This is a genomic window from Agathobaculum ammoniilyticum, from assembly GCF_025567315.1.
Taxonomy (GTDB): Bacteria; Bacillota; Clostridia; order Oscillospirales; family Butyricicoccaceae; genus Agathobaculum; species Agathobaculum ammoniilyticum.
In genome coordinates, this window is record NZ_JAOQJE010000008.1 from 60,347 (window position 1) to 73,759 (window position 13,413).

At 58.2% G+C, this 13,413-nt stretch carries 17 protein-coding genes; 8 read left to right on the forward strand and 9 right to left on the reverse strand.

Going from position 1 to position 13,413, the window contains the following annotated elements:
• Positions 1–38: 38 nt before the first annotated feature.
• The 5 genes from OCV66_RS09910 to OCV66_RS09930 all read right to left on the reverse strand — a co-directional run bounded on the left by OCV66_RS09910 (position 39) and on the right by OCV66_RS09930 (position 5,909).
• Complete coding sequence (locus OCV66_RS09910) at positions 39–1,655, reverse strand: mannitol dehydrogenase family protein (protein ID WP_147574215.1); 1,617 nt, start codon at positions 1,653–1,655, stop codon at positions 39–41.
• A gap of 178 nt (positions 1,656–1,833) precedes the next feature.
• Positions 1,834–2,469 carry a GNAT family N-acetyltransferase gene (locus OCV66_RS09915; protein ID WP_147574216.1) on the reverse strand — a complete coding sequence of 212 codons (636 nt, stop codon included), beginning with the start codon at positions 2,467–2,469 and terminating at the stop codon, positions 1,834–1,836.
• A gap of 90 nt (positions 2,470–2,559) precedes the next feature.
• The gene (locus OCV66_RS09920) at positions 2,560–4,194 is read right to left on the reverse strand and encodes a class I adenylate-forming enzyme family protein (protein ID WP_147574217.1); all 1,635 of its coding nucleotides are present in this window, start codon (positions 4,192–4,194) and stop codon (positions 2,560–2,562) included.
• A gap of 12 nt (positions 4,195–4,206) precedes the next feature.
• Positions 4,207–5,442, reverse strand: coding sequence for a beta-ketoacyl-ACP synthase II (fabF, locus tag OCV66_RS09925; protein WP_054328290.1), 1,236 nt, complete (start codon positions 5,440–5,442; stop codon positions 4,207–4,209).
• A 146-nt stretch (positions 5,443–5,588) separates the two neighbouring features.
• A complete protein-coding gene (locus tag OCV66_RS09930; RefSeq protein ID WP_407923227.1) occupies positions 5,589–5,909 on the reverse strand; it encodes a manganese catalase family protein in 321 nt (106 codons plus the stop codon).
• 112 nt (positions 5,910–6,021) lie between these two features.
• Here OCV66_RS09930 and OCV66_RS09935 point away from each other — a divergent pair, with 112 nt between their 5' ends.
• The 4 genes from OCV66_RS09935 (at position 6,022) to OCV66_RS09950 (ending at position 9,844) form a co-directional block, all read left to right on the forward strand.
• Complete coding sequence (locus OCV66_RS09935) at positions 6,022–7,683, forward strand: MSCRAMM family protein (protein WP_407925835.1); 1,662 nt, start codon at positions 6,022–6,024, stop codon at positions 7,681–7,683.
• Between the two features lie 23 nt (positions 7,684–7,706).
• Positions 7,707–8,651 carry a hypothetical protein gene (locus OCV66_RS09940; protein ID WP_147574218.1) on the forward strand — a complete coding sequence of 315 codons (945 nt, stop codon included), beginning with the start codon at positions 7,707–7,709 and terminating at the stop codon, positions 8,649–8,651.
• Between the two features lie 131 nt (positions 8,652–8,782).
• Positions 8,783–9,205 carry a class D sortase gene (locus tag OCV66_RS09945; RefSeq protein ID WP_054328286.1) on the forward strand — a complete coding sequence of 141 codons (423 nt, stop codon included), beginning with the start codon at positions 8,783–8,785 and terminating at the stop codon, positions 9,203–9,205.
• 12 nt (positions 9,206–9,217) lie between these two features.
• Positions 9,218–9,844 carry a hypothetical protein gene (locus tag OCV66_RS09950; protein ID WP_147574219.1) on the forward strand — a complete coding sequence of 209 codons (627 nt, stop codon included), beginning with the start codon at positions 9,218–9,220 and terminating at the stop codon, positions 9,842–9,844.
• A gap of 119 nt (positions 9,845–9,963) precedes the next feature.
• Here the strand turns inward: OCV66_RS09950 and OCV66_RS09955 are convergent, their stop codons facing one another.
• From OCV66_RS09955 to OCV66_RS09965, 3 genes are all read right to left on the reverse strand, one after another.
• Positions 9,964–10,323, reverse strand: a complete 360-nt coding sequence (locus OCV66_RS09955) for a sporulation initiation factor Spo0A C-terminal domain-containing protein (protein WP_054328284.1) — start codon at positions 10,321–10,323, stop codon at positions 9,964–9,966.
• A 94-nt stretch (positions 10,324–10,417) separates the two neighbouring features.
• Positions 10,418–10,990: an IS110 family transposase gene (locus OCV66_RS09960; RefSeq protein WP_054328283.1), complete on the reverse strand. Its 573-nt coding sequence runs from the start codon at positions 10,988–10,990 to the stop codon at positions 10,418–10,420.
• Positions 10,991–11,019: 29 nt separating this feature from the next.
• Positions 11,020–11,163, reverse strand: a complete 144-nt coding sequence (locus OCV66_RS09965) for an IS110 family transposase (RefSeq protein ID WP_243182426.1) — start codon at positions 11,161–11,163, stop codon at positions 11,020–11,022.
• A 262-nt stretch (positions 11,164–11,425) separates the two neighbouring features.
• On the opposite strand from OCV66_RS09965, the gene OCV66_RS09970 reads away from it, so the two are divergent.
• Genes OCV66_RS09970 through OCV66_RS09985 form a run of 4 tightly spaced genes read left to right on the forward strand, consistent with a single transcriptional unit; the run spans position 11,426 to position 12,791 of the window.
• Entirely contained in the window at positions 11,426–11,584 is a 159-nt protein-coding gene (locus tag OCV66_RS09970) for a hypothetical protein (RefSeq protein WP_153802400.1), read from the forward strand.
• Between the two features lie 30 nt (positions 11,585–11,614).
• On the forward strand, positions 11,615–11,743 hold the full coding sequence (locus OCV66_RS09975; RefSeq protein ID WP_256435199.1) for a hypothetical protein: 129 nt from the start codon (positions 11,615–11,617) through the stop codon (positions 11,741–11,743).
• A gap of 57 nt (positions 11,744–11,800) precedes the next feature.
• On the forward strand, positions 11,801–12,502 hold the full coding sequence (locus OCV66_RS09980; protein ID WP_054328282.1) for a hypothetical protein: 702 nt from the start codon (positions 11,801–11,803) through the stop codon (positions 12,500–12,502).
• 10 nt (positions 12,503–12,512) lie between these two features.
• Entirely contained in the window at positions 12,513–12,791 is a 279-nt protein-coding gene (locus OCV66_RS09985) for a hypothetical protein (RefSeq protein WP_147574220.1), read from the forward strand.
• Between the two features lie 374 nt (positions 12,792–13,165).
• Here the strand turns inward: OCV66_RS09985 and OCV66_RS09990 are convergent, their stop codons facing one another.
• Positions 13,166–13,381 carry a hypothetical protein gene (locus OCV66_RS09990; RefSeq protein WP_054328280.1) on the reverse strand — a complete coding sequence of 72 codons (216 nt, stop codon included), beginning with the start codon at positions 13,379–13,381 and terminating at the stop codon, positions 13,166–13,168.
• Positions 13,382–13,413: the final 32 nt, after the last annotated feature.

The following is a 13,413-nucleotide window of genomic DNA, read 5'->3' on the forward strand; positions in this document are numbered from 1 at the left end:
AGCATCGGATGATTTTTCATCCGATGCTTTTGTGTTTTTTACCAAGCGGGTTCCGGCTCTTTTTCGCCGCAGTATTTGTGCAGGGTCTCGCGGACCGCGTGTGGGCCGCGGTTCAACTCGTTAAACAGTGCGACGACCCTTTCCCCCACGCCGACCTCGAACAGGTTGATGCCGAAGTACATGGTACTGGAAAGCAACGGGTACAGGCGCTCCTCGGTCACCTGGTCGCCCAAGCGGACCTCGCCGAGCAGCTTGTGGACGTTTCCGATCCGCGCGTCCGGACTGAGCTGGAACGGCTGACCCTCATCGTCCACGCCGACGAGATAGCGCAGCCAGCAGGCCAGCACGAGCGGGATATAGGTCAGGTGGGTCGCCCGATGCATGGGTACGGGGGAGTTATAATAGGCCTTGAGCGTTTCCCCGAAGCGGATGGCGAGCTTGCGGCTGGTGTCGGTCGCGATGCGCTGGGGCGTATCCTGCAGGAATGGATTGGGATACCGCTCGCCGAGCACCTCGTGCAGGAACGCGAACGGGTCGATCACGCCGGGGTCGGTGACGAGCGGCATGGCCTCGCGTTCGGACATGCGGGTGATCAGGTTCACCAGGTCGGGGTCCTGCATTTCGTCGCAGATGCGGGTGTAGCCGAGCAGGCAGCCGAACAGGCCCAGCGCGGTGTCCATCGGGTTCATGCAGGTGCAGGCCTTCATGCGGGCCGACTTTTCCACGATCGAGCGGCTGGTCAGGATAACGCCGAGCTGCTCGAACGCGGGATGGCCGTTCGGGAAATCGTTTTCGATCAGCAGGTGCTGCGGACGCTCGGAATTGACATAGGCCGCGGCGACCGTGCTTTTGGAGGTCGTGAAGATCTCCATGCCGCTCAGCCCGTCTTCCTGCAGCATAGCGCAGACGCGCTCGTCCGGATGCGGGGTGATCTTGTCGATCATGGAGAGCGGGTAGGTCAGCTTTTTGGTGATATAGTCAAAGTCCTCCTGCGTGATGTGTCCGTGTTCGAGCCAGCCACCGGCGAGGTCGGTCGTCATGCGGCGGAGCAGGTGGCTGTTGTTCTGGCAGTTGTCGAGCGAAACCAGCGCGACTGGCGCAAGACCGGCGCGGGCGCGCGAGAGGCACAGTGCCGTGATGCGGCCGGCAAACGTGGAAGCAACTTGCGGGCCTTGCAGGATATCCTGACCGACCGCGGGTAAAAAATGGCGCTGGTCGTCGCGCAGGACGTAGCCTTTTTCCGTGATGGTGAACGACACCATCTGCAGGTCGGGGCTGGTGAAAATCTGGCGCAGGCGGTCCTCGTCCTCGCTCATCTTCAGGCTTTCTGTGACCGAGGCGACAACCTCCTTGTTGACCGTGCCGTTGGGATACACGGTCGCGACGATCGAGAGATGGTCGCAGCTCCGGTAGCAGCGGTCGATCAGCTCCTCGTCATAGCCCTCGCAGCAGATCACGCCGGCTCGGGAAAGGCGGGCGGTCAGCAGGCGCTGTGCAAGCACAGCGGGGAAAGCGCGGAACAGGTTGCCAGCGCCGAAATGCAGCCAGACCGGATGGGCCTTGGTGTAATCGCGGGCAGCCTGGATATCATACTGCGGCAGGCGGTAGCCTTTCCAGGAAAGGTTTTGCGAAAGGTTTTCAAGAGAAAGTTTCATGGGTTCACATCCTTTGGTGTTCATAAGAATGGGAATGCGGTGTGCCGATGGATACTCATATATATAGTATACCAAAAACGCAGATGAAACAATGTTTTTTTAAGCGCGGCGGCTGCATTTTTCCATTCCGGCCGCCGCGCTGCGCTTTCTCGGAAAGGGCGGGGCAGCCCCGCCCTGCCTATGCCAGGAAGGAGCGGCTTATGATATAAAATTCCTCTTGGCTGGGCAGACGGCGCTTTTCCATGGGCTCCAGGCTGTCATCATACCGCGCCGCCGCCTTCTCATCGACCTCCATAGCGGGGCTGCCATAATATACCCAGCGTTCCCCGCCGAGTGCATGGGGGACAAGCTCCTTGACCAGCATCGCCGCGGGGAAGCGCTCGTCCTCCGTGGCGATATGGAACCGCCTGCAGCTCTGAAAGCCGCGGCCCACATAATTGGCGGGACTGCCGAAAATAACGATCCCATCATACCCAAGGGCGGCCGCACGCACGAACGAATGCTCCATCAGCCGCGTCCCATAGCCTTTCCGCTGATACTCCGGCGCGATGCTGAGCGGGCCGAACGTCAGGATATCCTTTTCCATACCCGACTCGCCGACCAGCTTGGCTTTTGTATACATAATATTGCCGATGACCTGCCCGTCCAGCTCGAGTACGAAATCCAGCTCCGGCAGGAAGTCCGCATGCCCGCGCATGCAGTGGACCAGGTAATGCTCCACACAGCCCGGGATATAAATATTGTAGAAAGCACGGCGTGTGAGCGTTTCCACGGCGGTATAGTCGCCTGCCGTTTCATTGCGTATCACCATCATGTGACCATCTCCTTTCGGTTTGTCGACGGATAAAAAGGAGCTGCAGGACGGCCGGCGTCCCGCAGCCCACTGCACGGTTCCCCCTGCCGGTCAGCCCAGTGCCTCGCGCAGCTTGTAATGCATCAGCTTGCCGGTTGCGGTGTGCGGCAGCTCGTTAACGATATGGTAGACGCGCGGCCACTTATAGGAGGACAGCATGGGGCTTTGTGCGCAGTACGCTTTGAGCTCCTCTGTGGTCAGGCTGTCGTCCGACGGGACGACGTATGCCGCCACGACTTCGCCGCGCAGCGCGTCCGGCACGCCGATGACCGCGCTTTCCGCGACCTTGGGGTGGCCGTTGAGCACGGCTTCAATCTGCGCCGGATAGATATTCTCGCCCGCGGACACAATCATGTCGTCCTTGCGTCCGGCAACGGTAACGAATTCATCTTCATCCCAGGTACCCACGTCGCCGGTGTAGAGCCAGCCCTTATAGAATTTTCGGGCGGTCATTTCCGGATTATTGAAATAGCAAAACGCGCTTTTCGCGGGGGAGGAAATGATGATCTCGCCCGGAGTCTCCCCGTCGCGCGGGACGGTATCCTCCGGCTCCGCGTGCGCGCCGTCCGCGCGGAGGGCGACCAGGCGCACCTCGTCGTCCGTGCAGGAGCGGCCGGCTGAGCCAGCCCGGGCGGGCAGGTCGAACGGACGCAGGAAAGTGTTCCAGAACGTTTCGGTGGTGCCGTAGCCGTTGAAGATATTGGGGGTCAGAAGCTGCATGTATTTTTCGCATGCGGCCTTTTCAAACGGCGCGCCCATGGTTACGATGCCGCGCAGCGCGGACAGGTCGGCGGGCGTGCGTTCCTGGGTGCGCGCGAGCATGGCGATGATGGTCGGTACGCCGATCAGGAAAGAGATGCGGTATTTTTCCGTGTATTCCAGACAGCGCTTGGGCGCGAAGTCGCGCAGGATGACGACCTCGCCTCCCGCGTACAGGGTCGGGCAGGGGCCACCCGAATGGATGCCGCCGCGGTGGAACCAAGGGGTCATATTCATCGTGCGGTCGGTCGGACCCAGCGGGAAATGCATCATCACATCATGCGCGGAAAGCACCTCGTTGACATTGTTGATCGGCACGCCCTTGGGCCGGTTGGTCGTACCCGAGGTATACAGGCGGGTGGTTTCGTCGTAGATATGGGGGGCGAAATCGACCGGCGGGTCGGTCTCCGACTGGCCGGACACATAATCCGGATAACAGACATGACCGTCGGGCGCCTGCGCGCCGCCCCGGTAATCGACCATCACAACGGCCTGCGGCTTGTACTCGCACAGCGCAAGCGCGTCGCCGGACAGTTCGCCGAAGGCAGCGTCGTACAGGAACGCCTTGGGGCGGCTGTCGTCGATCACGAGCGCGATTTCGCCCGCGCCCTGGCGGTAGTTGACCGGACAGGCGATGGCGCCGATCTTGTGCGCCGCCAGATAGCAGAACACGAATTCAGGAGAATTGAGCAGGGCGAACATCACCACGTCATTTTTCCCCACCCCGTCCGCGCGCAGCGCGTGCGCCAAGCGGTTGGCTGCGGCATTCAGCTCGCGGTAGGTCCAGCGGCGGCCAGAGAGAGGGTCGTGCAGCGCCGGCCGCGCGCCGAAACGGGATACGTTGCGTAAAAAACCGTTCAAATAGGTGAACCGAGTCTCAAAGGTGTCCCGAAACATGGACACATCATAGGTATATTCATTCTTCATTTCAAAGGGGCCTCATTTCTGGTATCGGGAAAGGACGATGCTGGAGTTCTGCCCGCCGAAGCCGAGGGAGTTGCTCATGGCTGAGTCGATATTCGCCCGGCGGGCCTGATTGGGAACATAATCAAGGTCGCATTCCGGATCTGGATTTTCAAGGTGCAGGGTGGGCGGCAGGATACCGTCACGGATGGCTAGGATGCAGGCGATCGCCTCGGTCAGGCCGCCCGCGCCCATCAGGTGTCCGGTGGCGGATTTGGTCGAGGACAAGGGGGGCGCGGTCTCGCGTCCGCCGAACACGGCCTTGACCGCCAGCGTTTCCGCCCTGTCCCCCAACGGGGTGGAGGTGCCGTGCGCATTAATGTAGCCGATGGCGGCGGGCGGCAGGCCGGCGCGTCCGAGCGCCCGCTTCATACAGGCCGCGGCGCCCGCGCCGTCCGGACAGGGCGCGGTGACGTGATGCGCGTCCGAGGTGTTGGCCCAGCCGGCCAGCACGGCGTATATATCGGCGTCGCGCGCCAGGGCGTGTTCCTCGGTTTCGATGATGAGCGCGCCGCCGCCCTCGCCGATAACGAACCCGTCGCGGTCGAGGTCGAACGGGCGGCAGGCATGTTCAGGGTCGTCGTTACGGCGGGACAGCGCCTTGGCCTGCGACAGGCCGGACACCACAATCGGACACAGGATGCTTTCCCCACCGACCGCGAGCACCGCGTCCGCCTCGCCGGTGCGCAGCAGCATGGCGGCGGTCATGATCGCGTCGCCGCCCGCGGAGCAGGCGGTGTTGAGCGTCAGGCTCGGCCCGCAGATGCCATGCGCAATGGCGATCTGCGCGGCGGCGATGTTGCCGATGGTCATAGGCACGAAGCGGGGGCCGACGCGGTGGCCCGCGTCGAACGCGGACTGTGTCTGCGCGACCGTGGTCACGCCATCCATCGCCGTACCCATCACGATGCCGATGCGGTCGGGCTCGCCCGAAACCGAAAGCCCGCTGTTCCCGAGCGCCTCCTGCGCGGCAGCGAAAGCGAACTGCATGAAGGGGTCCATCGTGCGCGCGAGCGCCTTGGGCATGTGGTCGACGGGGGCGAAACCCTTCAGCTCGGCCGCGATCTGCACGGGCAGGCCGGATGCGTCGAAACGGGTGATCGGGCCTACACCGCAGCGGCCGGCCTTGAGCGCCTCCCAGTAGGCGGCGACCCCGATGCCGATGGGCGTTACCGCGCCCATGCCGGTGATTACCAGTGTTTTTTCTGTCATACTCATTCCTCAATTTCTATATTCAGTTGATAGAAATACATGTATAGTATACCAGATTAAGCGAAAAAATAAAAGTATTTTCACCTTATAATATGTTCAATAACAAAAGCCTCCCCGCTGCAGCGGGGAGGCTGGGAAAGGAAAACTCAGGCCTTTTTCGGTTCGGCAGGCGCCGCAGCGCCGGCGGAAAGGTTGGGCAGCTTGGGCGCCCAGGTCCTTTCAGGCGGGCGGATGTCGATTGCGGGATTGAAGGCATAGTAGTTCTTCGCGTCCAGGTTCTCCTGCACGACGCGCAGGGCGTCGCCGAAGCGCTGGAAGTGTACGATCTCCCGTTCACGGAGGAATTTGAGCGGCTCGCGGACATCTGGATTGTCGATCAGGCGCAGCAGGTTGTCATAGGTCGTGCGGGCTTTCTGCTCTGCTGCAACTGCAAAAGAACAACATATCATTCGAAACAGATAGGACAAGCTGCCTCCCCTTACACTACAACCATACTGCTATACTACTTGAAAGGTCTGCTCGACGTGGAGAGCGGGAAGCTGTTCAACACGTCGAGTAATATGACTATGCAGTAGTCGTATCACATATAAGAAGATAGACGAGGATACCCGCCAGCCGCTCAAAAAGACTGTGTTCAAGATCACCAAATCCAGAGGCGAGTTTGTCAGGGAAGCCGAAACCGACGCAAACGGCGCTATCACACTGGACGGACTGCCGGCAGGCAGCTATATTGTGACGGAGATCAAAGCGCCGGACGGGTATATTTTGCAGGATACACCCAAGACCTTTGAGATCAAGGATAGCGGGAGCATGGAACTGGTGTTCACGAATAAAAAGGCATACGGATTGCAGATCCGCAAAGTCGTCAAAGGTACAAACCAGCCGCTGGACGGCTGCGCGTTTACAGTGGAAAAGGCGAATGGCGAGATGGTCGGCACTTACACCACGGATTCCTCCGGCCTTGTGACGGTTTCCGGTCTGGAGGACGGCGTCTATATTGTGACCGAGCTATCCTGTCCGGAGGGTTACCGGCTGGACCCGACCCCGCAGAACGTGATTGTAACGTCCGGGGAGCTGGCGACCGTCACCTTTGAAAATGAAAAGCTCGCCGGCGTGCGCATTAAAAAGGTCGACGCCGTGACAGGCGAGGGCGTCTATGGGGTACGCTTTCTCATCAAGGATGGGCACAACAACCTGATTGGCGAGTACAGTACCGATCAGGACGGCTACATCGAACTGGACAACCTGCTGACAGACGGCAAGAGCGAAATCAAGATCAAGGTGGAGGAGGTCGCTGCCGCGGAAGGCTATGTGCTGGACGATACCGTGCGCACGCTCCGCGTCCGGCGCGGCGAGACGACCGAGCTTGTCGTGGAAAACACCCCGATCCTTGGCCAGATACAGGTGGTCAAAAAGTCTTCGCAGGACAACCCAGTCACGAATCAGTCGAAAGGCAGCCTGCTCGAGGGCGCGGTGTTCGAGATCACCAACGCCGACATCGGCCGCGTGGTGGACACCATGACCTCGGATTCCCGAGGCATTGCCGCCTCCAACCCGATCCCACTGGGCCGCTACTATGTGCAGGAGGTGCAGGTGCCGCGGTTTTATCAGCTGAACAACGAAAAGGTAGAGGCCAAGCCCAAGGTGGAAGGCGACGTGGTGCAGATCGAGATGTACAACGACCCGGCAAACATCCAGACCACCATTGAAAAGACCGGCAACTACACGGTAGACGCCGGCTCGAATATGCGGTATGACTTCACGAACATTGCAAATAACTCGAATGTTACGCTGGACAACTTCTTCTGGCATGACCGCATTCCCACGGACGCGGTGCGCGCGGCCACGCTGACCACCGGTACCTACAATGCCCGCGTCTGGTATAAGATCACCTTTAAGACCAACATGAATGATTACCGGACATTGGCAGATAACCTGCTTTTGACTAACGCATACTCGTTCAAGATCGACAGTGGCTCACTCAAACTGGCGGCCGGCGAATATGTGACCGATATCCGCTTTGAGTTCGGCACCGTACCGGCTGGCTTCAAAATGACCGAGAAAGCGACGCTGCTGGTCTATGTGCCGGATTACATGGCGAATGGTTATAACATCATCAACCGCGCGGATTGCGGCGGCTCGTATCAGGGCGAGTGGGACAACGCTGTCAGCGCATGGGTGACTAAAATCTACCGCGCGCCCACATATACCAAGCCTACGCTCCCGCAGACTGGATTCTAAAAAGAAAGAAAGGGCTTTGCAATATGAAGAACAGAAAACAACTGCAGAGGCTGATTATGCCGCTGCTCGCCGCGCTGTTTATCGGCGCGGCGGGCGCAGTACAGGAAAGCGAACAGGTGCTGCTCGACGGCGACAAAGCAAGCTTTGAGCCGGTCAGCACCGAACTGGTTGAGATCAACGGAGTGCCGACACTCACCAAGACTTTTGAGCTGGCGCCGGACATCGATCCCGCTCTGCTCCGTGAGGAGCCGTTTTCTCAGGACGGCTACTGGTACCGCTATCAGCGTATGGAAAAGGCCGACCAGGAGATAACAGACAAAAAGCAGGCCGAGGAAACGGTCACGGTGGACGCGCCCTCCGGTGAGCTGGCGGATGTGATCGGCCAGTTCCCAGCGACACGACCATACAGCAAAGACGGCTACACCGGCGAACTGCTGCTGGACGTGCAGAGCATTCAGGTGGAGGCGACCGGATACAGCACGGTCACGGACGGCCACCCACATACCGTCACCAAAACGTATGAGCTGGCCTACAATGACCGCAGCCTTGTGCCGGAGACTGTGCAGGCAGACGGGCTGACCCTGCCGCTGACAGGCCTGAGCTGGTCTGAAACGAAAAACGTGGAGGATTCCGATGTTACCGCGGTCTGGACGGCAACGGCGACATACAGCAAGACCACCTATACGACCCGCGAAGTGGCGGACGGATACCGCGCTACAGCAGTCTACAAGGGCGAGGTGGGGAAAACCAGCGTCGGGAGCGTGGTCTACACCGTGACCTATACGGGAAACAAGATACCGGTCCTGCCCGGGCTGGATCCGGACGTTACCGTATCGCAGGTCGCGATCGTGACAGGGCTGGCAGCCCTGTTCCTGCTGGCGGCAGTGCTCTGGTATCTGCGTTGGCATATTGTCCACATCTATGTCTATAACGAGGAGCGCCGCATCCATGACGTCGTAAGCCGCTAGTATGTGCGGGTACGGATGCCGAAGTACGGCTTTCGGTTTTACAGGGGCATGAGGAAACCGAGTATACGGTCATCCTGCGCCGGCGGCTCGCCAGATGGCTGGAGGGCCTGTCCTTTAACCGGCTGGAGGGTATGGGAGGTGGCTACACTGCCCAAAGCCAGCTCACCACCACAAATGGGCATTTCGGTGCGGTCTCCATCGGCAGCCGCGGCATTTTCGCTTATGTCTACCCTGGAGCCACCTATGAGAATATGAAAAAGGGCGCCGGTCATGTGGACGGGACAAGCGCCTGGAATGGAAATGTTTCGTTTTGCGGCCACAACCGCGGCTCGTGGCCGTATTTCGGAAATCTGAAATATGTGCAGGTTGGGGATGTCGTCACTTATAAGACCTCGCTCGGCATCCGCACCTACCGCGTTACCTTTGCCGGACGCATCCTTGCTACAGATACGGACGTGCTGAACCCCACGGCAGGCGACCAGATCACTATGCTCACCTGTATCGCGAACGAACCGGCTTACCGGTTCTGCGTGATCGGACAGGAAATGCGATGAAAGGATGATACAATGAAATTCCGCGGCATGATCGCCGCCTGCATGGCGGGGGCTCTGCTTCTGCCCACAGGCTGCGCAGACGATACACCGAAAATGGAGGTACCCGATACGGACACGGCGGTATTTACACAGATGGAACAGACAGGTTTGGAGGGATGGGATGATGCAGAGAATGAGACGGTACAGGATGTGCCGCTGGTGCGGCGTGATGTGGAACTCGCGTCAGGAGGTACGGCCGCCCTGTATGCACTTGATACGGGCGAGGAGCCGTCTGCCGGAACGGATGAACTCACATCGGTCAGCGCGGAGCTGGTGCTGAACAGCGCTGCTATCCAGCTGGGCGCATACGGTACGGTGCGCGAACTGGCCGAAAGCGAGCTGTACCACTGGGCAGATGCGAGCGAATTCGACCTGATCCAGTACACCCAGCCGCTACAGATCAACGAGACCCGATATGCAGTCCATCTGCGGTTGGAAAATGACAAAGTCGGTATGGAGCAGCTGGTGGTCTACACTGATCTGGGCGGTGTCGCCCGGGTGGACCGCCTGTGGCGCTCCATACCGGATATGCAGGCGGAGGAAAGCTCGCCCGCATTTGACAGGACCGCCGCTTATCTCATTTCAAACCAAGCCTTATAATATTGGCATGAGCCGGTATGACCTTTTCCGTTCATACCGGCTCATTGTATTTTATGGAGAAGCCAGCGGTAAAAATTCAAGAGGTCTGAGTGAAAAAACGAAAGGGAGATAAGGAGGGATCAAAGCATAGCAAGAGGCCGCAGTTGGGTCTGCGGTTGGGATAAACGCAGTATGTAAGAAGCCAGGATCTCAATAAATTCGGAGGCGGTAGGAATACAGGCCAGCGGATAGCCGGCCATCTCGAACAGCAAAGGACGATTGACTTTCCATGCTCTTGCAGCGGCAGTTCGGATATTGCGTTCCACAGCAGTCCATTTGCAGTGGAAGTGAGAGGCGGTTTCCATATAGATTTTCTTTGTGACAGCCTCTAAACGAGATTCATCATGAACTACCAGACAGATGGCATGGGCGGTGTGCTGAAACCCTTTGTAGCATCTGGTAATGCCGAATAAACGTAACGTATCCTGAACGGTTGTCATAGGTATATCCTCCCAAATACAAAGATTTGAGAAGATAATACAACCAAAAACAGGAAATTCAATTTTTGTCGCTATTATTCGACACTTTTTGTTTCTAGGAGGTACCGGCTGCCAGGGGCCGGTCTTCCTTGAAAATAGCATAAATGGTGTTGCAGAGTTTGCGGGAGATGGTGCCGATCGCGGTAAGATGGTGCTTGCCGCGAGCACGGAGGGACTGGTAATACTCTGAGAGAATGGGGGCACAAAAAGCCGCCTTGGAGGCGGATAGCCAGATGGCCCGCCTGAGATACGGTGAGCCCCGTTTAGAGATTTTCTGCCTTGTTCCGATAAACTCACCGGACTGTGTGACTCGTACATCCAACCCGGCAAAGGCGACCAGTTTATTGGATGCGTCAAAGCGATGGATGTCTCCGATCTCGCTCAGGATAATGGCGCCCAAGAGGCAGCGCCAAAGGTGTCTGAAAACAAGTGACAGATTCGTGACGAAGAACTGCCCGAAGCGCACGATCTGGGCGATAATGAAGCTGTCCTTTCGGTCATTCTTTGTCTGACGAATATACATCTTCCGAAAAGCCTCAGACTGGATGGGATTGATGACCTTTACTTCAAAGCCATGCTCCAGCAGATACCCGTACGCGCTCGGCCAGTAATGGCCGGTGGCCTCCATGCCAATGAGCAGGTCATCTCTTGAGCTGTTCAGCTTCTGAACATTGCCGCCAGCTTCTCACAGCCCTCTTTGCTGTTGGAAAATGAAATGCTGTCCAGCAAGGCCGCGCCGGCCTCACCTATGACCGTGGCTTCATGTTTGTATTTGGCGATGTCGATCCCGCAGTAGAGCATGGGAAACCTCCTCTTTCAAAATTCCAGACAGAGTTCCCTCACGCTTCTTTGCGGAACACAACCTCGTTAGATATCCAGCGCATCCTCGCTATCCAGCCATTCGTGTCCACCCGCAAAGACAGAGGCGCAATTCTCTCTTTGGAAGCTGTACTTCAAGGAGACAACCTGCGCCCTCTGTCTGCTGGCCTTATTATCCCACATGGATTGTGGAACAACAAGTGGGTTTCATGCGGTTCCCCACATTATACGGGAGAGAAAAAACATGACCACAAAGAAACTGCGCATCCCCATCTTACTGCTGGCGCTGTGGCTGATAGCGGCGACGGTTATCCCGCAGTCCTATGCCGCGGGCGGTACGCACCGCGGCGAAGTAAAAAACGGTACTGGTTATACATCCAGCGCGGTCGGCGTCAACGTGTGAGAGACCGGCATCGCCCGAGACATATCCTTTGTGCCGATAGAGGGCTATTGCATCACGCCGGTGAACGCCTCTAATGGCGATACATCGGCCAGCGTGGAGATCAAGACGGAGGGAATGCCGGTGCAGATTACCGCGGGCGGCATGGCGCTCCCCTTGTAGCATGAGGGGCGGAGCGTCACGGTTACTGTCCCAGGCAACTGCACTGGAAACCTTATCTTGTCCGCTGCTGCGGAAGCCGTATCTTACCGGCTCGCCGTGACCGCGGACAGCGGCATTGAGGTCAGCGACGGCGGGACGTATGGCGCAGGCAAGACCGTGACCATCACCGCTGAGCCTTCCGGCGAAGCAGGGGTCACCCGCGTACAGGTGGCAAATACAGATATCGGCGCGGCGAATACTGCAGACCTTGCGGAGCAAGAGGCTACCGTAGACGGCAAGACCTATCCGTTCACGGTCACAGGTGGCAAAGCCACGATGGCGTTGACGGCAGAAGAAAATCTGAGCGTCTATTTTTACAGCAACGGCAGGCCGGGGGAGCAGCCGCTGGTCGTCCGCGTCAGCGGCGATAAGGGCGTGGACATAGGTGGCAGCTGTATTGAAGTGAGGCGCGGGAATGATGTGAATATCGGAGCGCAAGCTGAACGCGGCTGTGAGATCGCCGAGGTACGGTTGGACGATGGAGTGCAGTCCGTAACCGGCTATGTGTCCGAGGGGCGCGTTTGGCTGGGCGGCAAGGTGTACCGCATAGACCAGATCGATGGCCGCTTCTGCATCCCGCACGGGTGTGAACGACGGCGGCTCGGCGACGTATACGGTTTCGCCGGACAAGAGTTATACGCTGGATACCGTCACGCTGCGCGTGGGCAGTCGGCAGGAGACCGCCCATGTGGAGGATGGCACGATCAAAGTAGGGGATAGGTCTTATCCTATGAGCCTTTCTGCAAAAAACGTTTTAAAAGTCGCCGTAAGCAATATCAGGGACGACGTGCGGCTCAGCGCCGGTGCGGTACGCAAAAACAACGGCACATTGTTTCTGCGTAATGGCGTCACCGCGCCGTATTTTGAAGGTATGGGAAACTACCGGTTCTGTCCGGAGGACACCCTGACCCGTGCGGAAGCGGTCAAGCTCATTAACCGTGTGACCAGCCGGTCGCTGTGCGTGTATACCATCCAGACCAGATTTGCGGATGTGCCTGCCTCGCACTAGGCGTTTTGGGATATCATCAGTGCTGCAAATTGCGTAATATAACAAAAAAACCGCCTGGAAAGGCGGAACGTATAGACGACAAGTGGCTTGTGTGATATACTGGACACAGGAACGCTGTTACATATGGCGGTCAGCCCACTCCCCACAAAGGGGGTGATGCTTTATGAGACGATTCGTAAGAATTGTAATATGGGCAATCCTTTTGCTGCATATTTTACTTATAAAAGCGCGTTGACCGCTCGGCTGGTACCCGAACGGTCAACTTTTGTTGATACCCAATAGGGGCTGACTGCTGTAACAGCGTTCCCTTTGTGTATCTATTATAAGCGGTGCGCGCCGCTTTGTCAAGCAGACGGAGTGAACGCGCTGCTACATTAGCAGCATGCATCTATCACATGCTGCGCCCGCTCCAGGATCTCGCGCCGCCATTCCGCCTGCGCGGGATTTTCGTTGACATAGGCGCTATTGTATGCGTGCTGCGCGGCCTGCTTCAGGTCGCGGCTGCGCTCCCCTGCTTCCAGCCGGCGTTCAGCGGCCTCCAGCTCGGTAAGCGCGCTTGCCAGATTACCATCGGTCCATGCCATTTTCATCACACCTCTTACCTTGTATTGCTTTGCCTATT